We start from the raw sequence: 23,994 nt of genomic DNA, 5'->3' as shown, positions 1-23,994 counted from the left end.
TGACCGGTTCAACGACCGAAGCCCCGCAGGAGATGACGGCAGGCGGGCGCCTGCGCTCAACCAAACTCCGCGAGGCAGGTGCCGCCGCTGCGCCGCGCGGGGCTCCGGAGCCCGACCATGCGGTGGCGGGCGAGCTCCGGAGGGGTAGACGGACTGGTTTGCGCTTCTTGCCTCAGCTCAGCTTGCCCGTGGCTTCCTCCAGGAGGTCCCACGCCTTGTCGCCGAACTTCGCCCGCCAGTCGGCATAGAAGCCGGACTTGCTGAGCGCGTCGCGGAAGGGCAGGGGATCCACGGTGTTGAAGATCAGCCCCTTTTCCATCAGCACGGTGCGCAGGTTTTCATTCTGCTTGGCCACTTCTTCGCGCTCGTTCATGCACCAGGTGTTGATGGTCTTGGCCACCTTCTCCTGCATGTCCGGCGGCAGCTGGCCCCAGGCGCGACGGTTGATGAGGAACCACCAGCCGTCCCACATGTGGTTGGTTATGGAGCAGTATTTCTGCACTTCGTAAAGCTTCGCGGCCGAGATGATGGCCGGCGGATTTTCCTGTCCGTCCACGACCTTGGTCTGGAGCGCCGAATAGACCTCCGAAAAGTTGATGCCGGTGGGCGAAGCACCCAGCGACTTGAACAGCGAGGTCCACAAAGCGCTCACCGGCACGCGGATCTTCATGCCCTGCAGGTCGGCGGGGACGACGATGGGCTTGGTGGAGGTGGTGATCTGGCGGAAGCCGTTGTCCCAGATCTTCTCCATCACCACGATGCCGCCCTTGTTGATCTCGCCGCGCAGGTGCGCGCCGAGCTTGCCATCCATGGCGCTCCAGAGCGTCGGATAATCCTTGAAGGCGAAGCCGATGCCGGAGATCGCCGCGGACGGGATCATCGTCGACAGCACATTCACGCCGGAATTCAGGAAGCACTCCAGCGCGCCCGAGCGCAGCTGGGAGAGCATGTCGGAATCGCCGCCAAGCTGGTTGTTGGCGAACAGCTGGAGATCGAAGCGGCCATCCGTGGTCGTCTTCAGCTCTTCTGAAGCCTTGCGGATGTTGACGTTGAGGGGGTGGGACTCGGGCACGTTGGTCCCGACTTTGAAGACGAATTCCGCCGCCCGAGCCCGGCGGATCGGTACGGCGGCGCTGACGGCGGCCCCGGCGGCGAGGGTGGCGAACTGGCGGCGTGAAAGGGTGACGGACATTGTTTCCTCCTTGATCTGCTTTTGGTTTTGATCTGTCGCGACGTGCACGGCTCAGACCGGCGGCGCCACCTTGTCGGTGCCGAACATGAGGCCGGCGGTGCGGAAGCCGCCGTCTACATTGAGGGTGTGGCCGTGCACGTAGCGGCTCTCGTCGGAGCACAGGAACACCGCCGCGTCGGCGATCTCCTCGGGCGTGCCGTAGCGCGTCATGGGGATGAGGTAATTGTAAGCGGCGCGGGTCGCGGCATCGTGGGCAAACTTGGCCATCTCAGTCTCGATGGCGCCCGGGGCAATGTTGTTCACGTTGATGCCGTAGGGGGCGAGTTCCACCGCCATCACTTTGGTGAGAAGCTCCAGGCCGGCCTTGGCGGAGCCGTAGGCGGCGCGCCCGTTTCCGCCGCGCTGGCCGGACAGCGAGGCGATGTTGACGATCTTGCCGCCGCCGCCCTTCACCATTTCCCGCGCGCAGGCCTGCGCCACCAGGAAGGCGCCGGTGAGGTTGATGGAGATGATGCGGTTCCAGTCCTCGAGCTTGGTGTCGAGGAAGGGCGTGTTGCCGCCCACGCCGGCATTGTTCACGAGGATGTCGATGCGGCCGTACGCGCCAAGGGTGGCCTCGACCATGCCGGCGACGGAGGCCGGGTCGGCGACGTCCACCGCAACTGCCATGGCGAGTCCGCCGGCGGCAACGAGCTTCCCGGTGGAGGCCCTGGCGCCATCGACATTCACGTCCGCGATCACGATGGTGGCGCCCTCGCGCGACAGGGCCTGCGAGATGGCGAAGCCGATGCCCCGCGCGCCACCGGTGACGATGGCGATCTTACCTTCCAGCCTCATAAAGCCTCCCGTTGATTTTGGTTCGTTGCGTCAGGCGCGCCCGGCCCGGGCGGCGCAGAAGAAGTCGGGGCCGCCCACCTGCCCGCCCTTGAGCGCGAGCTCCAGCCCGTCCAGCGCCGGGTCGGTGGAATGGGCCCGGCAGAGCGGCGAGCCGGGGGCGAGCGGGGCGATGGCGGTGAGCGCGTCGATGCCCAGCAGCGATGCGGCATTGCCCGAGGTATCGCCGCCGGAGATGACTGCCCGGCTGAGGCGCGCGGTACGCACCACCCGCTCCAGCACGCGGCCAAGCCCGGCGCCGATGCGGTCGTTCACGGTTTCCGCCGGCACGCCGGATGCCACCACCGCCGCGCGCAGCGCGGCAACGGCCGTGTCGTCCGGCCCGCAGGCGCTGTAGACGAGGGGATCGTGGCCTTCGCCCAGCACGGCCAGGGCCTCTTCGGCCGCCCGGCCGGTCTCGTTCGCCCAGGCGTCCTCGTCGACCGCCCTGGCCGCATCGAGGCGGATGCCCGAAAAGCCGTGCGCCAGCGCGTGGGTGATCTGCCCCGCCGTGACCGGCGAGACCGATCCGGAGACGCACGCGATCCTTGCCGCCGCGCCGGGCCCGGCGGCGACGGGCCGCGCCGGAATCAGCCCGGCATTCCGCCAATACGCCACCAGCGCGGATTCCAGCCCCTGCGATCCGGCGGTGAACTGCTGTGCGCCGCCATGCTCCCATATAAGGCGGCCCGTCTCGGCCAGCGTCTCGGCGTCCAGTACATCGAAGGACACGATCTCCGCGCCGCCCGCCAGCGCCTCGGCGAGCTGCGCGTGGGCGCGCCCGCGCTTCATGGCCACGAAGTCCACGAGGCCGATGCGCTTCTCCGTCTGCTTCGCCAGATGCAGGGCGAGGTCGGCCTCGTCCATGGGCGTCACCGGGTGGCGCGACATGGTGGGATGGCGGTCGAGGCGATGGCCCCTGCCGTCCGCCGCATTGGCGAAGAGATGGCCGAACGCCTGGAACCGGCCCATGCCAGCATCGCCCACCACCAGCGGCACCCAGCCGCCGAAGATTGCGGCGCCGATGTCGATGGCGCGGCCGATGGACCCCACGTGAGGCGCAGAATCGAAGGTGGAGCAGACCTTGTAGTGCGTCACCGGCGCGCCGAGCGATTTCAGCAGCGAGAAGACGGGCGGCAGGTTCGCGTCCATCCAGGCTGGCGCCCTGGAGCGGGCGACGCCGGCGATGCCGATGCCGCGGCAGCCGGCGAAGGCGGCGAGGCGCTCGGGCGTCGGCGTCGCGAGGAAGAGAACCGTTTCCAGCCCGGCAAACGCGAGGGCCTCCATTGAGGCGGACGAGCCGGTGAAGTCGTCGCCGTAGAAGGTGACGAGCGGTCCCTCGGGCAGGGGGCGCGGCGCGTTCACGCCGCCACCTCCAGCGCGCGGCCGAGTTCGGGATGGGCGCGCGCGTGCTCTTCCAGCGAGATGCCGGCGACGGTCGCCGCCCATGCCTCCTTGAGGGCGGTGACGCCCGCCGCAGGGCCGTCCGGATGGCCCATGATGCCGCCGCCCGCGGTGACGATGAGATCGGTGGAGCCGAGGCCCGCATAGGTCGCCGGGGCCTGGCGCGCCGATTGGCCGGAGGAGAAGACCGGCATGACGATGCAGGGCTTTTCCGGGAACAGGGGGGTGAGGCAGGTGCGGGCGGAATCCATCACGCTGGCGTCGCTCTCGAAGAACTTGTTCTGCAGTCCGTTGACATGCATGTGGTCAGCGCCGGCCAGCCGCCAAATTTTCTGCCACGCGACGTAGGACCAGCCGAGCATGGGGTGCCGGGCCAGATAGCCCCAGCCGTTGCGATGCGCGTGAATGGGCAGGGTGCTGAAGCGGGCAAGCTCGATCATGCCCACGAGGCCCACCGAATTGAGGCTGGCCATCAGGCAGGTGGCGCCGCTCTCGACGAGGTGGTCGTGGCGGCGGCGCATCTGGTCGAGGTCACCGGTGAGGTTGAAGGCGTACATGGTCTTCTTGCCAGTGCGGTCGGCCTCGGCCTCGATCACCCGCATCACCGCCTTCACCCGGTCGGCGAAGGGGCAGGCGGGGCCATCGGCCTGCAATTCGTCGTCCTTGATGAAGTCGATCCCGGCCTCGCACAGCTTGCGCACGAGGCTCGCTGTCTCCTCGGCGCTGAAGCCGACGCTGGGCTTGACGATGGTGCCGATCATCGCCCGTTTGTCGACACCGGCGAGCCGTCGTGTCCCGGCAATGCCGAACTGCGGGCCGCGATAGGCTGCCGCGAATGCGGACGGCATTCGGATATCGAGCAGGCGCAGCCCGCTGACCGCCTTCAGCTCGAACAAATTTCCCGCCACCGTGGCCACGAGGTTCGGCAGCGACGGGCCGAGGGTCTCCAGCGGCCAGGACAGGGTGACGAGGGCACGCCGGAAGCGCCCGTCGGCCGCCGGCGAAGCGCCGGGCAGCGCGGGGCTTGCGGCATCCTCGTCGAGGATGTCCAGCCGGATGACGCGGGCGGCGGAGCGGGCCTTCAGCTCGGGCGTCTCCCCGGGCACCGGCACGAAGGTGCCGCTCGACTGCTCCCCCGCGATGATCTCGGCTGCGACGCGCGGATCGATTGGGGTTTCCAGCAGGTAATCGGCTTCAATACGGTCGCCGGACATCAGCGCGCTCCGAAATAGAAAGGTGAAGGCCCGACGCGATCAGCTGGCGCGGCAGGAGAGGCCCCCATCCACCGGCAGGCTGACGCCGGTGATGTAGCCGGCCTCGTCCGAGGCGAGGAAAAGGGCTGCGTTGGCGATGTCCCAAGCGGTGCCCATCTTGCCCGTGGGGCAGGCGGCGTCGCGCGCCGCGACCATCGCATCGGCGTCGGCGTACTGGCCGGAAATCTGCTGGAATATCAGCGGGGTATTCATGAGGCCGGGCATGATCGCGTTCACGCGGATGCCGTCCTTGGCGTACTGGAGGGCGAGGCCCATGGTGAAGTTGTTCACCGCCGCCTTGGCCGCGTAGTAGGCGATATAAGGATAGCCAGTGTAGCGCACCGCCGCGATCGACGAGACGTTGACGATGGCTCCGGAGCGCCGTGCCAGCATATGCGGCAGCACGTGCTTGCAGGTGAGGAAGCAGCCGGTGACGTTGAGGTCGATGGTCCGATGCCAGGCGGCCTCGTCGAGCTCGATGGGGCCGCCCATCGTCGCGTAGCCGACGTTGTTGTGCAGCACGTCGATGCGCCCGTGGGCGGCCGCCACGCGCGCCACCACCTCGGCGACGGCATCGGAGTTGGTGACGTCGCAGGCGAAGGCGGAGGCGGCGCCGCCCTCCGCGGCGATGATCTCTACGGTGGCTTCGGCCGCCGCCGGGTGCACGTCCACGCACACCACGTGGGCGCCATTGCGGGCGAAGGTCACCGCCGTCGCCTTGCCGTTGCCCCAGCCGGGCCCGACGGACCCGGCGCCGAATACGATCGCGATCTTGCCTTCAAGGCGCTTGTTCATCTTGAAAGTCCTGGAATGATTTGCCGAGGTGCGATGCGCCGCAGCGGCGCTCGCGTCGAATGCTCTAGAGGAAACCCGTCGAGATCCACGGCACGGCGATGACCAGCGCCAGCCCGACGACAAGGGCCACCATGTAGCCAATGATGGGCTTCATGCCCGCGTCGGGATGGATGCGGCTGATGGCGCAGGCGGCGTAATACCCAACCCCGAAGGGCGGCGAGAACAGCCCGATGCCCATGGCGAGGATGACGACCATCGCATAATGCACCTCATGCACGCCCACCTGATGGGCGATGGGGAACATCAGCGGGCCGAACAGCACGATGGCGGGGATGCCCTCCAGCACCGAGCCGAGGATGATGAAGGCGATGGCCGAGACAATGAGGAACACCGGCGCACCGCCCGGCAGGCTCTTCATGGCCGCCGCCAGCGTGCTTGAGAAGCCGGACTGGGTGAGCGACCACGCCATGCCGGTCGCCGCGCCGATGATGAGCAGGATGGCCCCGGAGAGCGCGGCCGTCATGACCAGCATGGGGAACAGGCGCCGCAGCGGGAATTGGCGATAGATCAGGACGCCGGCGATGATCGAGTAGATGATGCCGATGGTGGAGACCTCCGTGGCGGTGGCGACGCCTTCCACCACCGCGGCGCGGATCACGAACGGCAGCAGCAGCGCCGGAAAGGCGATCACCAGCGCGCGCAGGATCGACTTGCCCGAGGGGCGGGGAACGGCGCTGAGATCCTCCTTGCGGTAGCGCCACCAGACCAGCCCGCATAGCGTGGCGCCCAGCACAGCCCCTGGCAGCAGGCCGCCGGTGAAGAGGGCCGAGATGGACACGCCCGTGACCGAGCCGATGGTGATGAGCACGATGGAGGGGGGAATGGTCTCGGTCTGAGCGCCGGTGGCGGAGAGCAGCGCCACGAGGTCCCCCTCCGAGGCGCCGCGTGCCTTCATCTCCGGAAACAGCACGGGCGCGACGGCAGCCATGTCGGCGGCCTTCGATCCTGAAATGCCGGAGACGAGATACATGGCTCCCACGAGCACATAGGAGAGGCCGCCGCGCACATGGCCGAGCAGGCTCGCGAGAAAGCCGACCATCGCCCGCGCCATGCCGGTCATCTCGATCAAAAGGCCGAGGAAGACGAACAGCGGCACCGCCAGGAGGATGATATGGCTCATGCCCTCGTCCATGCGCCCCACCACGACGATGGTGGGCAGGCGCGTGGTCAGCGCGAGATAGGCGAAGGTGGCGAGGCCGAAGGAGAAGGCGATGGGCACGCCGGCGAACACCATCACGCCAACGAGGCCAACGAAGAAGATCAACAAGTTGTAGTTGCCGAGCGGCTTAAGCAGCGGGCCGGCGAAATAGAGCCCCACTCCCATGGCAACCACCACGGCCACCGCCGTCGCCGCCGCCATGCGGTCTGGCAGTTCCAGGAGGCGCAGCAGCCCGAACAGGATCATCAGGCCGATGCCGATGGGCAGGGCCGAGGCGCGCCACGCATTGGAAATCTCCAGCGCAGGCGTGGTGATGATCTGTTCCTCGATGGCAAATTCCAGCGCCGGATGGAACAGGAGCAGGAGGAAGGCGAGGCATACGACGAGCGCGAGCGCATCGAACCAGTTGCGGGCCTTCGGTGGTAGCATGGCGACAAGCGCGGTCATGCGCATGTGCTCTACCTTGCGGAAGGCGATGACCGCTCCAAGCATGGCGAGCCACAGGAACAGCGCCGCCGCCAGCTCGTCCGACCAGATGAGCGGGCGATGGAAGACATAGCGCGCGAGCACGCCTGAAAAGAGGACGACGATCTCGGCCACCACCAACAGGGCCGCCGGGATCTCGATCAGCGCCCCGATGGCCTGATCGATACGCCGCAGCGACGACCCGGCCGGCGAAGCGTCCGCCGCCACTGGCGGATCGGGCGACGCATGCACGTAGTCGGACATGTCCTCTTCTCCTTTGGGCTTCTTGTTCCGATGGGCCGGACGTGCGGGCGCACGTTTCCCTTGCCCGTCGAGGGACGACGGGCTGTCGGCTGCGCGGCTACGCGAGGCGCGTCAGCGACGTGTGATGCAGGGAAAGTGTGCCGCGCGGGGAATCAGGTCCGGCCTCGGCGCGCGACGCGAGAGTGGCGATGGCCGCACGCGGCCGGCGCAAAACGAGCGATCAAGCATTTCCAACCTACCCAAGCTTCTTGCTTGTACTTGTTGCGGGGACCCTAGCCGCCTCCCACAGAACGCAACAGTGGATTTCGCCTCAGGCAGCTGTGAGAATTGCTCACAGCTGTATCGATTGACGGATCACGTGAGATGGCTCTGCCCCGCCTTCCTCTCAATGCGCTAAGGGCTTTCGAGGCCACGGCCCGCCTGCGCAGCATGTCGGCCGCCGCGAGCGAACTCGGGGTCACGCACGGCGCGATCAGCCGTCATATCCGAATGCTTGAGAGCCAGTACGGGCTCGCGCTGCTGCGGCGGCTGGCGAAATCGGTGGAGCCGACGCCCGCCGGGGCCCAGCTCGCCGCCAAGCTCGGCGAGGCGTTTGAGATGATGCACCTCGGCGTATCGCAGCTGACCCCTGGGCCGCTCACCCTGTCGTGCTCCGCGACCATCATGATGTACTGGCTCATCCCTCGTCTCGGCACCTTCAAGCGTGCCAATCCCGAGCTTGAGATCCGGCTGAACGTGAATTACGGCGAGGTCGATTTCGTGCGCGACGAGATCAGCATCGCGATCCGCAACAGTATGTTCCGCTCACCCGAGGACGTGGTCATCAAGACCCTGACGCCTGAGGAGATCGGCCCCATCTGCCATCCCGACTACGTGGCCCGCGCCGGCCTCAACACACCGGATGATCTCACTGGCGCTCACATCCTCTCCACCGCCACGCGGCCGACGGCCTGGCAGGAGTGGGCGGCGGCCGTTGGGCGCCAGGATATCTGCCTGGAGACGCACGAGAACTATGATCACTTCTACCTCGTGATCCAGGCCGCCGCCTGCGGGCTGGGCGTTGCCGTCGCGCCGCGACTTCTGGTGGAGAACGAGATTCGCAGCGGTCACCTCGCGGCGCCGTTCGGCTTCGCTGAGGGCCCCCACACGCTCAACCTGTGGATCGCCCCGCACATGCGCGCCCGTCCCGAGGTGCGCAAGGTGGCCGAATGGATCCAGAGCGAGATGGCGCTCTCGGCGCAGGGCGGTCCCGAGGTCGTCCCGGCGTGAGGCCTGCACCCCGTCGGCTGGCGTGGTCTCAGTGCTCAACGAATCGCCCATCGAGTCCTGGACGCCTTCTTCCCTGAATTTGAGGCAAGGAGGCGCCGATGGGCCAGGCGAACGTCGCCGAGGCCTGCAAGCGTGATGCCGTCATTCAGATCAGCGAGCGGGGCTATCCGGTTGCGGAAGGGGGCTGGAGGCCGTCTGGCGACGCGGGCCGACGGGCCGTGTGCTGGTGCATTCGGACCAGGGGAGCCGGTTCACGAGCATGGAGTGGCTGCGTTTCCGAAATACCACGATCTGCAGCCCTCGATGAGCTGCCGCTGACGTGCGCCCCTGAATCCGGAGAAGTGCCTGTTCCTGCTTGCGAAATCTCGGCGGGCCTGATGGCTCGGCAGTCGGTGTCTCGCCTTGACCCTACGTAATATGCTACGAACCGACATAGGCCGGTTCCATCCCGACAAACCCGGCGTGGCGAGACCGCGAGGGAGCGGCGATGATGAGAAACCTGTTGCTTCTGCTCGGGGAAAGCCCCGCCGGCACGGTTGCCAACGCGTATGCGAGAGCGCTTGCCCGGCGCGGCGAGGTTTCCCTGACTGCACTTAGCGGGATCGATCTTTCCTACATTGAAGCCCCCATGCTGGGGACCATTGGGGCCGCCGCCTATCATGCGCGCATGGAAAGCGGCCTCCAGACCGAGGCCGAGCGTGCCAGCAACACCCTGACCGAGGCGTTCGCGCGGGATTGCGCGCGCGAAGGCATCCCCGCCGCCCAGCTTGCGTTCAAGGGAGACCCCTTCGAGCAGGTCACAGCCGCAAGCGCGCTCTGCGATCTCGTCGTCACCGGCCACGACGTGACGTTCCGCGGCACCGGCAGCGAGCGCAATTCGGATACGCTGAGCCAGCTTCTCCACGCCGCGCCACGGCCCGTGCTGGTCTGCCCGGACGCGGCGCCGGCCGGAGGCGACGTGCTGGTGGCCTATGACGGCAGCCTTCCCGCCATGCGCGCGCTCCAGCTCTTCGTGCTGCTGGGGTGCTGGGCGGACCGCAGGATCACCGTCGTCTCGGTCGATACGCAGGGCGAGACGGCGGAACGCCTCGCGGCGGATGCTCAGACCTATCTCAGCCGACATGGCTACGAGGTGTCGATCAGGCCGATCACCTCAGGCGCCCATCCCTCCGAGGTCATCGATAGGCATGTGGTGGACGGGTTCGAGCTCCTGGTGATGGGCGCCTACGGGCGCCGCGGCCTCAGGGAGTTCATCTTCGGCTCCACCACGCAGACCGTGGTGGGCCTGCCGAAAACCTGTGTGTTCCTGTATCACTGAGGCGGGGGCGGTCACCTCCGCCGCGGGCACGTCCCGGCGGCTCCGCGGGGGCTTCGGCCTCTTCCACCTGACATCCCGCAGGCGAGACGAGACCTCGACCGCATGACACTCCTTCTCGTTGTTCTCGTGCCGTTTTTCGGCGCGCTGCTGCCGCCGCTGATGATCCGCTCGGGCCGCAACACCTGTGCGATGGCGACGGGGGCCGTCACGCTGCTGGCTCTCGCACTGCTGATGAGCCACGCGCCGGCCGTGTTCTCCGGCGAGGTTCCGAAAGCGGAAATACCATGGGTACCGGCCATTGGCCTGTCTTTCTCGGTGTTCGCGGACGGACTCGGCTTCTTCTTCGCCGCGATGATCCTCACCATCGGCCTCCTGGTCATCATCTATGCGCGCTACTACCTGTCGCGCGAGGATCCCATGGGCCGCTTCTTCGCCTATCTGCTCCTGTTCCAGGGGGCGATGGTGGGGGTGGTGCTGTCGGACAACGTCATCGCGCTGCTCGTCTTCTGGGAGATGACGAGCCTCACCTCCTTCCTGCTCATCGGCTTCTGGCGCAAGCGCGCCGACGCGCGGCAGGGCGCGCGCATGGCTCTGGTGGTGACAGGCGGCGGCGGCCTCGCGCTCATCGCCGGGTTGCTGCTGGTGGCGGAAGCCGCAGGCTCCTACCAGTTGTCGGAAATCCTGGTGCGGGGCGACATCGTGCGCGCCTCCCCGCTCTACCTGCCGGCGCTGCTGCTGGTGCTCCTGGGGGCCTTCACCAAGTCGGCCCAGTTCCCGTTCCATTTCTGGCTGCCCCACGCCATGGCGGCGCCGACCCCGGTCTCGGCCTATCTGCACTCCGCCACCATGGTGAAGGCAGGCGTGTTCCTGCTCGCGCGCCTTTGGCCGGTGCTCGCCGGCACGGATGCCTGGTTCCTGATCGTTGCGCCGGTGGGCCTTGCCACCATGCTGATCGGTGCGGTGATCGCCCTGTTCAAGGATGATCTGAAGGCGCTGCTGGCCTTCTCCACGGTGAGCCATCTGGGCCTCATGACCATGCTGCTCGGCTTCGGCACGCCCATGGCAGCGGTGGCGGCGGTGTTCCACATCGTCAACCACGCCACCTTCAAGGCCGCCTTGTTCATGAGCGCCGGCATCGTGGATCACGAGACGGGCACGCGCGACATCCGGCGCCTCGGTGGGCTCGTGTGGCTGATGCCCGTCACGGGCACGCTGGCGCTGCTGGCGTCCGCCTCCATGGCTGGCGTGCCGCTGTTCAACGGCTTCCTGTCCAAGGAGATGATGCTGGAGGAGGCCGCCCACACCGCCTATCTCGGCCTCGACTTCCTGTTCCCCATGCTGGCGACGGTGGCCGCGCTGTTCTCGGTGGCCTATTCGGCGCGCTTCGCCATCGGCACCTTCCTGGGCAAGGCGCGGCACGACTATCCCCACCAGCCCCACGATCCGCCGGCCGGCATGTGGCTGCCCGTGGCCGTGCTGGTGGTGCCGGTCATCGCCATCGGCATCCTGCCCGGCGCCGTCGCGGGCCCGCTGGTGGCGCTGACCGCCGGCGCGGTAATCGGCGGCCCGCTGCCGGATTATCATCTCGCTTTGTGGCACGGCATCACGCCCGCTTTGGTCATGAGCCTCGCCGCTTTCGCCGGCGCCGCCCTGCTCCTGCTCGGCTTCGGCCGCGCCGATGCGCTGCGCCTCCGCCTGCCGCGCCCGGATGCCAAGGCCATGTTCGAGACGGCCAGCGCCGGGCTGGTCGTCGCCAGCCGCCGCGCCGTGGCGGCGGTCCATGACGGATCGCTGCCGCGCTATGCCGGGGTGGTCCTCGCCACGCTGGTGGCGGTCGGCGGCTACGGCTTCTGGAGCGCGACGCATGCGTCCGGAACCCGGCCGCTGCTGCCGGTGAGCCTGCCGGCCGCGACCGCCTTCCTTGCCCTGCTCCTCGCCAGCGGAATGGTTTTGCTGCGCCATGGCGACCGGCTCACCGCGCTGATCCTCACCGGTGTTGTGGGCGTCATCGTCGCCCTCGCCTTCCTCCAGTTTTCCGCGCCAGACCTCGCTTTGACGCAGATTTCCGTGGATGTGGTGACGACCATCCTGATGCTGCTTGCCCTCAACCTGCTGCCGAAGACGACGCCGCCTGAGGAACGCCGTGCCGTGCGGTGGCGCGATGGTCTCCTGGCCGGGCTCGCGGGCCTCGGCGTCGCCGCTCTCGCCTATGGCGTGATGACCCGGGACGGCACCTCCATCTCGGACTATTACCTCGCCGAATCCAAACCCGGCGGCGGCGGCACGAACGTCGTCAACGTGATCCTGGTGGACTTCCGCGGCTACGATACCTTTGCCGAAATCATCGTGCTCGGTATCGCCGCCCTCGCCATCTATGCGCTGCTGGACCCGGCCCTGAAAGGCGCCGCCGTGCGCCGGATCAAGGCGATGCTGCCGCACGAGGAGGCGATGGACGCCCATCCCCTGCTCCTCGTCATGGCGACCCGCGTGCTGCTGCCGCTGTCGCTGGTGGTGGGCACCTACATCTTCCTGCGCGGTCACAACGAGCCGGGCGGCGGCTTCATCGCCGGCCTCGTGGTGGCCATCGCCCTGATCATGCAATACATCGCCTCCGGCTACGGCTGGGCGGCGGAGCGCATGCGGGTGGATGCGCAATCCTACATCGGCGCGGGCGTCGCCATCGCCGGCCTCACGGGCGTGGCGGCCTTCCTGTTCGGGCGGCCCTTCCTCACCTCCACCTTCGGCTATCTGACGTGGCCTGTGGTGGGCAAGTTCGAGGTCGCCTCCGCCATGGCGTTCGATCTCGGCGTGTTCCTCACCGTGGTGGGCGTGATGGTGCTGTCGCTGGCCCAGCTCTCCCGCGTCGCACGGCGGATCGATCCCGCCCCGGACAATCCGGAGCCCATGGATGTCCGGCTGGAGCCGGCCGCCTCCCGGGCGCGGGAGGGCTGAGCCATGGAGCTGCTTCTCGCCGCCGGCATCGGCATCCTCACCGCCGTCGGGCTCTATCTGGTGCTCCGGGCGCACACATTCCCGGTGATCCTCGGCCTCACCTTCCTGTCCTACGCGGTGAACCTCTTCCTGTTCGCCATGGGCCGGCTCGCCATCGATCGGCCGCCGGTGATCGTGCCCGATGCGGCCGCCTACACCGACCCGCTGCCGCAGGCGCTGGTGCTCACCGCCATCGTCATCTCCTTCGGCATGACCGCGTTGATCGTCGTCCTGGCGCTGCGCGGCTTCCTGGAGACCGGCTCCGACAGCTCCCACCTCGACGCGCCGCGCGGCGACAAGGGAGATGCGCCGTGACGCCCGCCATCTCCGCCGTCGACCACGCCATCATCCTGCCGGTGCTGCTGCCCGCGCTCACCGCCGCCTTTCTCGTGCTCGCGCTGCGCCACCACCTGCGGCGCCAGCGCATCGTCTCTCTCGCGGCGACCGGGCTGCTGCTTGCCCTCGCAATAGTCCTGTTCGCGCTCGCCTCCGATGGGACGGTCCGCGCCTATCGGCTCGGCGACTGGCCGGCGCCCTACGGGATCACCCTGGTGCTGGACCGGCTCTCGGCGACGATGCTGCTCCTCACCGTCGTTCTCGCCGCCTGCGTGCTGATCTATGCATCCGACGGGGTGGACGGGCGCGGACGGCATTTCCACCCGCTGTTCCAGTTCCAGCTCATGGGCATCAACGGCGCCTTCCTCACCGGCGACGTGTTCAACCTGTTCGTCTTCTTCGAGGTGATGCTGATCGCCTCATACGGCCTGATGCTGCACGGCGGCGGCCCGGGACGGCTGAGGGCGGGATTCCAGTATGTCGCGATCAACCTGCTCGCTTCCGCCGTCTTCCTGGTGGGCGTCGGCCTGATCTATGCCGTCACCGGCACGCTCAACATGGCCGACCTCGCAGTGAAGGTGCCGCAGGTTCCGCCGGCCGATGCCGCCTTGCTGAAGACGGGCGCGCTGCTGCTTTTCCTCGTCTTCGCCACCAAGGCCGCACTGGTGCCGCTGCACTGGTGGCTGCCGGCCACCTATGCCGGCACGTTCGCGCCAGCCGCCGCCTTGTTCATGATCATGACCAAGGTCGGAGCCTACGCCATCATCCGCGTCTATGGCCTGGTCTTCGGGGCCGGTGCCGGGCCCCTTGCGCTGGCGGCGGCCCCTTTTGTGATGCCCGCCGCGCTGGCGACGCTGGTGGTGGGGACGATCGGGCTCGTGGGGAGCCGGACGCTGCGCGATCTCAGCGCCTTCGCGGTCATCGCATCCATGGGCACGCTGCTGATCGCCGTCGGCTTGTTCGATGTCGAGGGTCTGTCGGCCGGCCTCTATTATCTCGTCCACTCGACACTGGCCGGGGCGGCGCTCTTCCTCATCGCCGGCATCGTGCAGGAGCAGCGCGGTGCCGCCAGCGACCGGCTGATCCCGGCCCCCGCCATGGGCGGGGAGACGCTGCTCGGCGGGCTCTTCTTCCTCGCCGCCATCGCCATCGTGGGCCTGCCGCCGCTGTCCGGTTTCATCGGCAAGGTGATGATCCTCCAAGCCGTGCGCACCTCCGCCATCTGGCCCTGGATCTGGGCCGCCATCCTCGGCGCAAGCCTCTTGACGACCTTCGGGTTTGCGCGGGCGGGCTCGGTGCTGTTCTGGGCCAGCGGGCCGGTCTCGGAGCGAAAGCCCCTGCCAGCGCTGCCGGGGCTTGCGGCGGTGATGCTCCTGCTCGCGGCCATCGTCGGATGGGCGCTCGCGGCAGGGCCGGCCACGCAGGCGCTCAGCCTTGCCGCCCGGCAGGCCCTCGACCGCAATTCCTACATCGAGGCCGTGCTGCCACCCGGCGCGCCCGCCGCACCGGAGAAGTGACATGCGCGCGCGGCTTCTCCCCCATCCCTTGCTGACGTTGCTCCTCATCCTCGTCTTCATCTTCCTGATGAACGAAGCGACGCCGGGCGTGGTGGTGCTCGGCATCGTCCTCGGCATCGTCATCCCGCTCCTCACCGCGCCGTTCTGGCCCGGCCGGCCCAGGCTGAAGGCGCCGCTGACGATCGCGAGCTACGTGCTGATCGTGCTGTGGGACATCGTTCGATCCAACATTGAGGTCGCCGGGATCATCCTGTTCCGGCCGGCCGACAGGCTGCGCACCCGCTATGTGACCGTGCCCCTCGACATCGTGACGCCGGAGGCCATCGCCGTCCTCGCCGGCACCATCACCATGACACCGGGCACCGTGAGCGCCGACCTCAGTGCGGACGGCAGGGCCCTTCTGGTGCACTGCCTCGACGCAGGCGACCCCGAAGGCTCCGTCGCCGCCATAAAGGCGCGCTACGAAAGCCGGCTGAAGAGGATCTTCGAATGATCACCATCGCCATCGCCATCGCGACGGGGGCCATCTGCGTCGCCCTCGGCCTCACCCTGTACCGGCTGGTGATCGGTCCCGATGCCACCGACCGGGTGCTGGCGCTGGACACGCTGGTGATCGAGGCCATCGCGCTCATCGTGCTGATCGGCATCGCCTACGGCACAGGCATGTATTTCGAGGCGGCGCTGCTTTTCGCCATGGTCGGCTTCGTCACCACCGTGGCCTTCTGCAAGTTCCTACTGCGCGGCAACGTGATCGAATAGGAGGGGCGCATGAACCCGGTCATCGAGGCTGTCGTCGCCGCGCTCATTCTGGTCGGCGCTTTCTTTCTGCTCGTGGGCGCACTCGGCCTCGCCCGCCTGCCGAACATGATGTCCCGCCTGCACGGGCCGACCAAGGCGACCACGCTGGGCATCGGCTCCCTGCTGATCGCCTCCATCGTCTATTTCACCGCGACACGGGGCAGCTTCTCCGTTCACGAGCTGCTCATCACCCTGTTTCTCTTCCTCACCGCTCCCGTCAGCGCGCAGATGCTGGCGAAGGCCCATCTCCTGCGCAGTCGCGAGGAGCAGAGCCGGCTTCCCGCAACCGGCCGGCCGGCGGATTGGGCGACGCTCGCAAAAGGTACCGACGACGCCTTGTAGGGGCGGGCTCTGTATGTCCGTCACACCGCTGCTGGGAAGTCTCCCTCCACGCTGGTCGGCATAAGGGGCGCAGCGTCTGCTTCCGGCCGTGCGCCGAACGTCCCCTTTCTGGCGCATTTCAACCTGTCGATGGCCTCGGAGCATCGCGGGCCTCACTATGCCGGCGCGCGAAGGTGGTGAATGCCTTGAACGCGGCGGTCGGATTGCGCCGGCTCGGATAGTAGAGGCTCAAGGGCGGCAGAGTGGGCGTCCAATCTTCAAGCACGGGCACAAGGCGGCCCGCCTCGATGTCGTCTCGCACGTCGGACTCCATCGCCAGGGTGAGACCGGCGGAGGCGAGGGCCGCGGTGCGTGCGAGGCTCGCCTCGTCGAGGGTGAGGGCGCCCTCGACGTCGATATGGACCGATTGTCCATCCTTCTCGAACGGCCAGCGGTAGATTGCGCCATCGGGAAGCCGGACGCGCAGACAGGAATGCCCGGCGAGATCCTGGGGGATCATGGGCGTCCCGTGCGCTTTCAAATAACTCGGTGTCCCCACGACAACATTGCGCCGCGCGCCCCCCAAGGGGAGGGCGATCATGTCGACTGGCACAAGGTCTGAGCTACGGACGCCGAGGTCGAAGCCGCCCGCGACAATGTCCACCAGGCGCCCCTCTGTGACGATGTCGATGTGGACCCGAGGGTGCACGCGCAGAAACGGCAGAATGAGCCAGGAGAAGATTTCCCGTGCCGCTGTCGGAAAGGCATTGATGCGCAGTGTTCCCGAAGGCGTGGCTTGTTGAGAGCGCGCGATTTCCATCGCCTCATGAATGTCCTGCACCGCCGGAGCGATCTGCGCGACGAACTTCTGGCCTGCCTCTGTGAGGGAGACGCTTCGGGTCGTGCGGTTGAAAAGCCGTATGCCCAGCGTGCGCTCCAGCTTTCCGACCGCATTGCTGAGCGCGGTCGTTGAAACCCCGAGCTCAAGCGCAGCCGTGCGGAACTTGCCCCGGCGGGCGACCATGAGAACGGCGTCCAATTCCGTCAGGCTGCTCTGCGCCATTATCCCGACTTTCGTGATGAAACATCCCAAACTGTCCTGATTATCGCATTGTCTGTCTATCTCTACCTTGCCTGGCAAGCGCACTTGCGGCCGCCGCGGCTGCGACCGCACAAGCAGGACACAGAACCATGACGCTCGAACTTCCATTCCCCATCGCCGCCTATGTGGCCGCGAACGCCCGCCTGGACGTTGACGGCATGCTGACGCCCTTCGCGGCCGACGCCGTCCTTCGCGATAACGGCGCCGCTTTTCGGGGACACGTCGAAATCAGGCGCTTGTTCGAAGAGGCGGTGGTCTCCGTAAAGGCGATCTTCACGCCGGATACTGCCCGGCACGAGGAGGGGCAGGTCGTCGTCGAAGGCCCCGCTTATGGCGATTTCAGGGGCAGCCCGATCCGATTCACCTACCGCTTCACGCTCGAAGACGATGCCATCAAGGCCCTGGAGATCACGGCATGACCATCAATGCTGATCCAGCCGCGTTCACGGCCAAGACCGACTGTCAGTGCTGGAACGAAGTGCGCGCGTGAAGGCTCTCTCATCCCGAATTCCGAGATGAATAACGACGGCGACGAGCGCTGCATTATAATGAATAGGTCTCATGAGTGCGTTTTGCCGAAAATAGTGCTCTTCCCAGATGGTGGTATCCGCAGTGCAGATATTTTTGAATTTCCGATAAAATCCAATGTCGAAAGGAGTGTATTTTTGGAATATTGGCATTGGACTTAAGATATAAAAGACTGTGGCAAACCATTCTGGGGCCTTCAAGGCCGAAGGGCGCAACGAAACTCCCGCTGCTCAACTCCCGCTCCACCAGGAGGCGGCTTTCGAGGCACACGCCGCGCCTGACCTGAGACCCTAATCCTCCTCCAGATTTAGGTAGAGTCCGTCGATCATGGAGACGGGCGATGCGAGCCTCACGGTTCACAGAGGAACAGATCATTGGGATGCTGAAGAAGCTGCTGGCCGAGCAGATGCTCGACAACGCCTTCTGAAGGATGTCAGCGCAAAAAAATGGTAACGCCCGATGCAAGGCGCAAAGCCGTGGCTCATGCCTGTGCCTCGCACGGGGTGAGCCAGCGTCGGGCTTGCCAGGCGCTGGGCGTCGATCGTACCAGCGTGCGCTACCGGAGTGTACGTCCCGATGACGACAACCTGCGGGAAGCCATGCGGGCCGTGGCCGGTGAGCGCGGTCGCTTCGGCTACCGGCGCATCCATACCATGCTAAGGCGCCAGGGCATCGTCATGAACCAGAAGAAGCTCCGCCGGCTGTATCGGGAAGAGAAGCTTCAGGTCCGTCGGCGCGGAGGGCGTAAGCGCGCGCTTGGCACCCGGCGTCCCATCCTGGTCCCGGATCGGGTCAACGTCCGCTGGAGCCTTGATTTCGTATCGGATGCCTTCACTGACGGTCGGCGTTTCTGGGGGCTGGCCGTCGTCGACGACTTCAGCCGGGAGTGCCTAGCGCTGGTGGCTGACACCTCACTTTCGGGCCTTCGGGTGACGCGTGAGCTCGACGCGCTCCTCGCCATCCGGGGCAGGCCCTCGGCCATCGTTTCCGACAACGGCACGGAGCTGACCTCGATGGCCGTTCTCAAATGGTGCCAGCAGAGCGGCGTCGAATGGCACTACATCGCTCCCGGCAAGCCGATGCAGAACGGCTTTGTCGAGAGCTTCAACGGTCGCTTCCGGGACGAGTGCCTAAACGAGACCCTATTCTCGAGCCTGGGCCGGGCCCGTTCCGCAATCGCCTCATGGAAGGAGGACTACAACCTGAACCGCCCTCATTCAGCTCTCGGCAATCGATCCCCCGCCGAGTTCGCCGCAACAATCCCACTGGAAACCCAGGCCGCCTGAGGCCACAATCAACCCTCGGACTCTCTTTAAAACCGGAGGAGAAAACGGTCTCAGGTCAGCCCCATCCTTTTCATTATCGCCGCCGCGACGGCCGTCGCATGGTGCCTTACGCAGTCCGGCTTCTCCCGTGCTCTTGCCCTCGCCATGGCGAGCCTTCCGGGCGGCGCGCCGGTTTTCCTGATGGTTTCGATCCTGACGTTCCTCGTCCTCGGAAGCGTGCTGGAGGGTATTCCGGCCATCGTGCTGTTTGCCCCTCTCGTTTTTCCCATCGCGAAGAGCCTAGGCCTCCACGAAGTGCACTATGCGATGGTCATCATTCTCTCCATGGGCGTCGGACTGTTCATGCCATCTTTCGGCGTCGGCTATTACGCTGCATGCGCCATCGGCAGGGTGGATCCGACCAAGGGCATCAAACCACTCTGGGGCTATATGGGCGCGCTTCTTCTGGGGCTCGCGCTGGTGGCTGCGATCCCTTGGATATCCATCGGGTTTTTGTAACCAGTTTATGAGCCCGACGAACCGGCGGCAGTGCTCACGGGAGTTGACCGGTGGCGGAGGCACGTTGAGCGCCTCACCCCGGGCCGCGAATGTCCGCTCTGTGTTGACCGGATTCCAGCTCTTTCCTGAGTTGCTGCAGCGCGCGGGACGCGGCGACCGTCAGCAAGCTGTTCGCACGGCAATAGATTGAGAAGCTACGGCTCGATTGCAGCTGCGCCTGCCTCACGTCGAGCGCGATGAACGGCGCGGCATCGCCTTCGAACAGCATCGGCGGAAGCCAGGTCAGGAAGCCGGCCCGCTCCACCAGGGCCTTCATGGCCAGCAAGGACTGCGTTTCGACGCGAACGACAGGTTCGGGCGAGCCATTTCGGGCGAATACTTCGGTCACCTGCGCGCGCACCGAGGTGCCTACGGGCGGGAGGACCCAGTTTTCCTTGCGGATGTCCTCAAGGGAGAGGTCCGCCCGGGCCGCCAGCACGTGGGCCCGGCTGGAGACGAAGCAGCAGCCATCGTGGGATGGACCGCTGACGAGGCATTGAATGTCCTGTCCCTCCGGCAGGTGAAAGGCGACCGCCAGATCGAGTTCGCCGTGGACGAGGCGCACGGCCAACTCATCCTCCAGCCCGACCGTGACGGAAAATACGGTCTCTGGAAAGGTCGCCGCCATCCGGGCGATCACCGGAGGAAGAAGAACCTCGGCCGCGCTGGACACGATGCCGAGCCGGACGCTGCCCTGGCCGATTCCGCGCAGCGCCCGGATTTCCGAGATCGTGGTCTGTGTCTCGCTTTCGAGAATGCGCGCCCGCCGCAGAAGCACCTCTCCGTACGCGGTCAGCGTCATCCCAGCGGGATGGCGCTCGAAGAGCGGCGCGCCCACCTGGGCCTCCAGGCGCTTGATCGTCCGGGTCAATGCCGGCTGGGTGAGGTTGAGCACCTGCGCGGCCCGGCTGAGAGAGCCTTGCTCGGCCACCGCGAGAAACGCCGTCACCAGTCTGGAATCCAGGGGCATGATTTTTGGTTATATCTCCGGCTCACACGGCATTGGATTTTGCGGGATGCGTGCTGCAGCTTCACCCGGCCTCAATACGGCCGGACGAGATGATAGGGAGCATCCTGCCTCATGAACAACGATAAAATGCTGCAGTCTCTGCAGCGTCGCGCGACCTTAAGGAACCGGGTCAGCGACGTGGAGTGGGCGGCGCGCGTGGAGTTGGCCGCCTGCTACCATCTGTGCGCCCACTATGGGATGACGGATATGATCTACAATCATATCTCCCTGCGCATCCCCGGAGAGAGCGAGCATTTCCTCATCAATGCCTTCGGGCTGCTTTATGAGGAGGTGAACGCCTCCAACCTGGTGAAGGTAGATATCGACGGCAACCAACTTGACGATGACCCGCTTGATGTCAGCCCCGCCGGCTTCGTCATCCATTCGGCGATCCACCGTGCACGGCCGGATGCGCGATGCATCTTTCACACCCACACGGCCGCCGGCGTCGCCGTGTCTGCGCAGAAGGAGGGGCTCCTGCCCATCTCCCAGCACGCTTTGCGCTTCTTCGAGCGGGTAGGCTACCATCCCTTCGAGGGCATCGCCCTCGATCTCGAAGAGCAGACGCGCCTTGTGCTGGATATCGGCGCGCACAATGCCCTCATTCTCGAAAATCATGGGCTCCTGACGTGCGGGAAGACTGTCCGCGATGCCTTCGAGCTCATGTATTATCTGGAGACGGCCTGCAAGATCCAGGTCGCAGCGCAGTCTGCCGGAGCATCGCTCATCTTCCCGTCCGAGGCGGTGGCCCACCGGACGGCAAAGCAATTCGAGGATATCGACCCCTTCATCGACGAGCGTGACTGGAAGGCGCTCCTCCGCCTGCTGGAGCGCCGGCAGTCCAAATACGCGGCGTGAAGGTTAAGAACGACAAGACAGGATTGGGGGAAACACCATGAGCTCCGAGACCGCCGCCACATTCAGCAGGGACCTGAGTGACGACGATAGCCGCCTGTTTGCCAGAATAAGCTGGAAGTTCATTCCATTCATAATGCTCTGCTACCTCTTCGCCTACATTGACCGGGTGAATGTGTCGTTCGCCAAAATGTCGATGGCGAAAGATCTTCAGTTCAGCGATTCAGTGTATGGGTTTGGGGCAAGCATCTTCTTCATCGGATACTTTTTTCTCGAAGTGCCGAGCAATCTCATTCTCGATCGCGTCGGCGCCCGGCTCTGGCTGTCCCGCATCATGATCAGCTGGGGGGCCATCAGCTGCGCGACCTTGTTCGTGCAGGGCGAGACCTCGTTCTACATCCTGAGATTTCTGCTCGGGGTGGCGGAAGCCGGCTTCTTCCCCGGCATCATCTACTTTCTGACCATCTGGTATCCGAGCAAGCTTCGCGGGCGTATCATGGCGGCCCTGATCTGCGCCATTCCCATCTCCGGACTGATCGGCGGCCCCGTCTCCGGGTGGCTTCTCGACGCGCTCCACCAGGTGGGGGGACTGACCGGATGGCAGTGGCTTTTCCTCGTCGAAGGCTTTCCGTCCATTCTCCTGGGGATTGCCTGCTTCTTCGTCCTGCGCGACACGCCTGAGCAAGCCGAGTGGCTGTCGCCGGCCGACCGCATGCGGCTGCGGCAAATCAAGGCGGAAGAGTTCCCGGAGGTGCCCGGACATTCCTTTCGCCACGCGCTGACATCCCCGTCCCTCTGGAAACTGACCTTCGTATATTTCTCGCTGGGAGCCGGCTTTCTTGGAATTGCGTTCTGGATGCCGACCTTGCTGAAGGAGGCCGGCGCGGGGTCGAATACGTCCATCGGTCTCCTCTCCGCCATCCCCCACCTGTTCTCCATCGTCGTCATCATGGCTGCGGGCTGGTCGTCGGATCGCTTCCGGGAGCGACGTCTTCATCTCGTCGTGCCGATCCTGATGGGAGCCCTCGGGATCGTCCTGGCGGTCAAGTCCGGCGGCGATCTTCACAGGGTGCTGGTCGGACTGACCCTGGGCGTGGCCGGAATCAGCACGGCGGTCGCGACGTTCTGGACGCTGCCGGGCCTCGTTCTCGGACCTCAGGCCCTGGCGGGCGGGCTCGCCCTCATCAATTCCGCTCTCGCCCTGGGCGGGTTCGCGGCGCCGTTCGCCATCGGGTGGCTGCGCGATCACGTCGTGGATGGTGGCAGTGTCGCCCTCTACAGCCTTGCGGGCATCCTCGTGCTCGGAGCTGCGATGGTGTTGACGTTCCGCAGCGGCGCGGTGAACCGGTAGTTCGGCAACGGCGGCTCGGTCCCGCGCTGCGGTTTCGACCCGGCGCGAGTCTGAAGCCGCCGCGCCGCGGAAGCAGTATCAAGACGTGGGAAACTGCGGAGACAGGAGGTCCGTCTTGGTGCCGAAGTGGCGTAGATGGTCCGCAGCACGGTCTTTTCAGGCCGGCTCGGCTGCGCTCCGTCCTTTGGTGCTCATGTGGGGCTAGAGCGAACGTCACACTGGATCAAGGACGACTTCGGCAATTCCCGAATTAGTCGGCTGGCCGGATTTTCCCGGCCTCGGCTGTTCGCTCGTACCAGCCCTTGGAGCGGTTCACGATCCAGACCACCGAGAGCATCACGGGCACCTCGATCAGCACGCCCACCACCGTGGCGAGCGCCGCTCCGGAGGTGAAGCCGAACAGCGAGATGGCCGCGGCCACGGCCAGCTCGAAGAAGTTCGACGCCCCGATCAGTGCAGAGGGCCCGGCGACGCAGTGCGCCTCGCCTGTGGCGCGGTTCAGCAAATAGGCGAGGCCGGCGTTGAAATAGACCTGGATCAGGATCGGCACCGCCAGCAGTGCGATGACCAGCGGCTGGGCGATGATCGCCTCGCCCTGGAAGCCGAAGAGCAGCACCAGCGTCGCCAGAAGTGCCACGAGTGAGAGCGGTCCGAGACGGGCCAGCAGGCCGTCCAGCGCCGCCTGCCCGCCGTGCGCCAGCAGCCGGCGGCGCAGCAGTTGCGCGACGATGACTGGAATGACGATGTAGAGCACCACGGACAGCACCAGCGTGCCCCATGGCACCGTGATGGCGGAGAGGCCCAGCAGCAGGGCGACGATGGGCGCGAAGGCGACCACCATGATGGCGTCGTTCAGCGCCACCTGCGACAGTGTGAAATGCGGCTCGCCCTTGGTGAGGTTCGACCACACGAAAACCATGGCGGTACAGGGCGCGGCGGCGAGGATGATGAGGCCGGCGATGTAGCTGTCGATCTGGTCTGCCGGAAGCAGAGGCCGGAACAGCCAGCCGATGAACAGCCAGCCGAGCAGGGCCATGGAGAAGGGTTTCACCGCCCAGTTGACGAACAGTGTCACGCCGATGCCGCGCCAGTGCCGGCCCACCTCGCCGAGGGCGGCGAAATCGATCTTCAGCAGCATGGGCACGATCATCAGCCAGATCAGCACGGCCACCGGCAGGTTCACCTGCGCGATCTCCACGGCCCCGATGGCGTGGAAGACCGACGGCGCCAGATGGCCGAGCAGCACGCCCGCGACGATGCACAATCCGACCCACACGGTGAGATACCGCTCAAACAGGGACATTGCTGATC

Annotated in this window: 20 protein-coding genes and 3 pseudogenes; 14 read left to right on the top strand and 9 right to left on the bottom strand. The window is 66.2% G+C overall.

The genetic code is table 11. The features are described 5' to 3' along the window. Positions 1-172: 172 nt before the first annotated feature. From FHT36_RS14190 to FHT36_RS14165, 6 genes are all read right to left on the bottom strand, one after another. Positions 173-1,192: a TRAP transporter substrate-binding protein gene (locus tag FHT36_RS14190; RefSeq protein ID WP_169123137.1), complete on the bottom strand. Its 1,020-nt coding sequence runs from the start codon at positions 1,190-1,192 to the stop codon at positions 173-175. 51 nt (positions 1,193-1,243) lie between these two features. Further along, entirely contained in the window at positions 1,244-2,029 is a 786-nt protein-coding gene (locus tag FHT36_RS14185) for an SDR family NAD(P)-dependent oxidoreductase (protein WP_169123136.1), read from the bottom strand. A 30-nt stretch (positions 2,030-2,059) separates the two neighbouring features. After that, the gene (locus tag FHT36_RS14180; protein ID WP_348644460.1) at positions 2,060-3,430 is read right to left on the bottom strand and encodes a four-carbon acid sugar kinase family protein; all 1,371 of its coding nucleotides are present in this window, start codon (positions 3,428-3,430) and stop codon (positions 2,060-2,062) included. Continuing rightward, positions 3,427-4,683: a ribulose-bisphosphate carboxylase large subunit family protein gene (locus FHT36_RS14175; protein WP_169123134.1), complete on the bottom strand. Its 1,257-nt coding sequence runs from the start codon at positions 4,681-4,683 to the stop codon at positions 3,427-3,429. The genes FHT36_RS14180 and FHT36_RS14175 overlap by 4 nt, the downstream gene beginning before the upstream one ends. Positions 4,684-4,722: 39 nt before the next feature. Then, positions 4,723-5,517, bottom strand: coding sequence for an SDR family NAD(P)-dependent oxidoreductase (locus FHT36_RS14170; protein ID WP_169123133.1), 795 nt, complete (start codon positions 5,515-5,517; stop codon positions 4,723-4,725). 64 nt (positions 5,518-5,581) lie between these two features. Continuing rightward, entirely contained in the window at positions 5,582-7,465 is a 1,884-nt protein-coding gene (locus FHT36_RS14165; RefSeq protein WP_169123132.1) for a TRAP transporter large permease subunit, read from the bottom strand. A 363-nt stretch (positions 7,466-7,828) separates the two neighbouring features. On the opposite strand from FHT36_RS14165, the gene FHT36_RS14160 reads away from it, so the two are divergent. From FHT36_RS14160 to FHT36_RS14120, 9 genes and pseudogenes are all read left to right on the top strand, one after another. Further along, positions 7,829-8,734 (top strand): LysR substrate-binding domain-containing protein, encoded by a 906-nt coding sequence (locus tag FHT36_RS14160; protein ID WP_169123131.1) that lies wholly within the window; start codon positions 7,829-7,831, stop codon positions 8,732-8,734. Positions 8,735-8,918: 184 nt separating this feature from the next. Continuing rightward, positions 8,919-9,049, top strand: a pseudogene (locus tag FHT36_RS14155) (IS3 family transposase); the annotation flags it as partial. A gap of 313 nt (positions 9,050-9,362) precedes the next feature. After that, a complete protein-coding gene (locus tag FHT36_RS14150; RefSeq protein WP_169123130.1) occupies positions 9,363-10,052 on the top strand; it encodes a universal stress protein in 690 nt (229 codons plus the stop codon). 102 nt (positions 10,053-10,154) lie between these two features. Then, complete coding sequence (locus FHT36_RS14145) at positions 10,155-13,004, top strand: monovalent cation/H+ antiporter subunit A (RefSeq protein WP_169123129.1); 2,850 nt, start codon at positions 10,155-10,157, stop codon at positions 13,002-13,004. 3 nt (positions 13,005-13,007) lie between these two features. After that, a complete protein-coding gene (locus FHT36_RS14140) occupies positions 13,008-13,358 on the top strand; it encodes a Na+/H+ antiporter subunit C (RefSeq protein ID WP_169123128.1) in 351 nt (116 codons plus the stop codon). After that, positions 13,355-14,896: a monovalent cation/H+ antiporter subunit D gene (locus FHT36_RS14135; protein ID WP_348644459.1), complete on the top strand. Its 1,542-nt coding sequence runs from the start codon at positions 13,355-13,357 to the stop codon at positions 14,894-14,896. The genes FHT36_RS14140 and FHT36_RS14135 overlap by 4 nt, the downstream gene beginning before the upstream one ends. A gap of 1 nt (position 14,897) precedes the next feature. Continuing rightward, entirely contained in the window at positions 14,898-15,389 is a 492-nt protein-coding gene (locus FHT36_RS14130) for a Na+/H+ antiporter subunit E (RefSeq protein WP_169123127.1), read from the top strand. Further along, positions 15,386-15,655, top strand: a complete 270-nt coding sequence (locus tag FHT36_RS14125; RefSeq protein WP_169123126.1) for a K+/H+ antiporter subunit F — start codon at positions 15,386-15,388, stop codon at positions 15,653-15,655. Before FHT36_RS14130 ends, FHT36_RS14125 begins: the two co-directional genes overlap by 4 nt. A 9-nt stretch (positions 15,656-15,664) precedes the next feature. Continuing rightward, a complete protein-coding gene (locus tag FHT36_RS14120; RefSeq protein ID WP_169123125.1) occupies positions 15,665-16,036 on the top strand; it encodes a Na+/H+ antiporter subunit G in 372 nt (123 codons plus the stop codon). Positions 16,037-16,154: 118 nt separating this feature from the next. On the opposite strand, the gene FHT36_RS14115 is transcribed toward FHT36_RS14120, so the two are convergent. Further along, a complete protein-coding gene (locus FHT36_RS14115) occupies positions 16,155-17,078 on the bottom strand; it encodes a LysR family transcriptional regulator (protein ID WP_169123124.1) in 924 nt (307 codons plus the stop codon). Positions 17,079-17,206: 128 nt separating this feature from the next. On the opposite strand from FHT36_RS14115, the gene FHT36_RS14110 reads away from it, so the two are divergent. From FHT36_RS14110 to FHT36_RS14100, 3 genes and pseudogenes are all read left to right on the top strand, one after another. Continuing rightward, positions 17,207-17,536, top strand: a complete 330-nt coding sequence (locus FHT36_RS14110; RefSeq protein ID WP_169123123.1) for a nuclear transport factor 2 family protein — start codon at positions 17,207-17,209, stop codon at positions 17,534-17,536. Positions 17,537-18,027: 491 nt separating this feature from the next. Further along, positions 18,028-18,931, top strand: a pseudogene (locus FHT36_RS14105) (IS3 family transposase); the annotation flags it as partial. A gap of 63 nt (positions 18,932-18,994) precedes the next feature. Beyond that, positions 18,995-19,429 (top strand): annotated as a pseudogene (locus FHT36_RS14100) (TRAP transporter large permease subunit); the annotation flags it as partial. A 73-nt stretch (positions 19,430-19,502) separates the two neighbouring features. Here FHT36_RS14100 and FHT36_RS14095 read toward each other — a convergent pair. Continuing rightward, a complete protein-coding gene (locus tag FHT36_RS14095) occupies positions 19,503-20,438 on the bottom strand; it encodes a LysR family transcriptional regulator (protein WP_169123121.1) in 936 nt (311 codons plus the stop codon). A 111-nt stretch (positions 20,439-20,549) separates the two neighbouring features. Here FHT36_RS14095 and FHT36_RS14090 point away from each other — a divergent pair, with 111 nt between their 5' ends. Together FHT36_RS14090 and FHT36_RS14085 are read left to right on the top strand one after the other, a co-directional pair. Next, positions 20,550-21,335 (top strand): class II aldolase/adducin family protein, encoded by a 786-nt coding sequence (locus FHT36_RS14090; RefSeq protein ID WP_169123120.1) that lies wholly within the window; start codon positions 20,550-20,552, stop codon positions 21,333-21,335. Between the two features lie 37 nt (positions 21,336-21,372). Beyond that, entirely contained in the window at positions 21,373-22,683 is a 1,311-nt protein-coding gene (locus tag FHT36_RS14085; RefSeq protein WP_210257747.1) for an MFS transporter, read from the top strand. Between the two features lie 250 nt (positions 22,684-22,933). On the opposite strand, the gene arsB is transcribed toward FHT36_RS14085, so the two are convergent. Then, complete coding sequence (gene arsB / locus FHT36_RS14080) at positions 22,934-23,986, bottom strand: ACR3 family arsenite efflux transporter (RefSeq protein WP_169123119.1); 1,053 nt, start codon at positions 23,984-23,986, stop codon at positions 22,934-22,936. Positions 23,987-23,994: the final 8 nt, after the last annotated feature.

The sequence above is a fragment of the Xanthobacter sp. SG618 genome, assembly GCF_012932745.1.
Taxonomy (GTDB): Bacteria; Pseudomonadota; Alphaproteobacteria; order Rhizobiales; family Xanthobacteraceae; genus Xanthobacter; species Xanthobacter flavus.
This window is presented reverse-complemented; position numbering and strand designations above follow the sequence as displayed.

Bases quoted from the DNA above. Each gene is read 5' to 3' on its own strand.
- FHT36_RS14165 (WP_169123132.1), bottom strand. From the start codon at position 7,465: ATGTCCGACTACGTGCATGCGTCGCCCGATCCGCCAGTGGCGGCGGAC.
- FHT36_RS14190 (WP_169123137.1), bottom strand. From the start codon at position 1,192: ATGTCCGTCACCCTTTCACGCCGCCAGTTCGCCACCCTCGCCGCCGGG.
- FHT36_RS14175 (WP_169123134.1), bottom strand. From the start codon at position 4,683: ATGTCCGGCGACCGTATTGAAGCCGATTACCTGCTGGAAACCCCAATC.
- FHT36_RS14185 (WP_169123136.1), bottom strand. From the start codon at position 2,029: ATGAGGCTGGAAGGTAAGATCGCCATCGTCACCGGTGGCGCGCGGGGC.
- FHT36_RS14110 (WP_169123123.1), top strand. From the start codon at position 17,207: ATGACGCTCGAACTTCCATTCCCCATCGCCGCCTATGTGGCCGCGAAC.
- FHT36_RS14170 (WP_169123133.1), bottom strand. From the start codon at position 5,517: ATGAACAAGCGCCTTGAAGGCAAGATCGCGATCGTATTCGGCGCCGGG.
- FHT36_RS14140 (WP_169123128.1), top strand. From the start codon at position 13,008: ATGGAGCTGCTTCTCGCCGCCGGCATCGGCATCCTCACCGCCGTCGGG.
- FHT36_RS14090 (WP_169123120.1), top strand. From the start codon at position 20,550: ATGAACAACGATAAAATGCTGCAGTCTCTGCAGCGTCGCGCGACCTTA.
- FHT36_RS14120 (WP_169123125.1), top strand. From the start codon at position 15,665: ATGAACCCGGTCATCGAGGCTGTCGTCGCCGCGCTCATTCTGGTCGGC.
- FHT36_RS14130 (WP_169123127.1), top strand. From the start codon at position 14,898: ATGCGCGCGCGGCTTCTCCCCCATCCCTTGCTGACGTTGCTCCTCATC.
- FHT36_RS14115 (WP_169123124.1), bottom strand. From the start codon at position 17,078: ATGGCGCAGAGCAGCCTGACGGAATTGGACGCCGTTCTCATGGTCGCC.
- FHT36_RS14145 (WP_169123129.1), top strand. From the start codon at position 10,155: ATGACACTCCTTCTCGTTGTTCTCGTGCCGTTTTTCGGCGCGCTGCTG.
- FHT36_RS14150 (WP_169123130.1), top strand. From the start codon at position 9,363: ATGCTGGGGACCATTGGGGCCGCCGCCTATCATGCGCGCATGGAAAGC.
- FHT36_RS14160 (WP_169123131.1), top strand. From the start codon at position 7,829: ATGGCTCTGCCCCGCCTTCCTCTCAATGCGCTAAGGGCTTTCGAGGCC.
- FHT36_RS14125 (WP_169123126.1), top strand. From the start codon at position 15,386: ATGATCACCATCGCCATCGCCATCGCGACGGGGGCCATCTGCGTCGCC.
- arsB (WP_169123119.1), bottom strand. From the start codon at position 23,986: ATGTCCCTGTTTGAGCGGTATCTCACCGTGTGGGTCGGATTGTGCATC.
- FHT36_RS14085 (WP_210257747.1), top strand. From the start codon at position 21,373: ATGAGCTCCGAGACCGCCGCCACATTCAGCAGGGACCTGAGTGACGAC.
- FHT36_RS14095 (WP_169123121.1), bottom strand. From the start codon at position 20,438: ATGCCCCTGGATTCCAGACTGGTGACGGCGTTTCTCGCGGTGGCCGAG.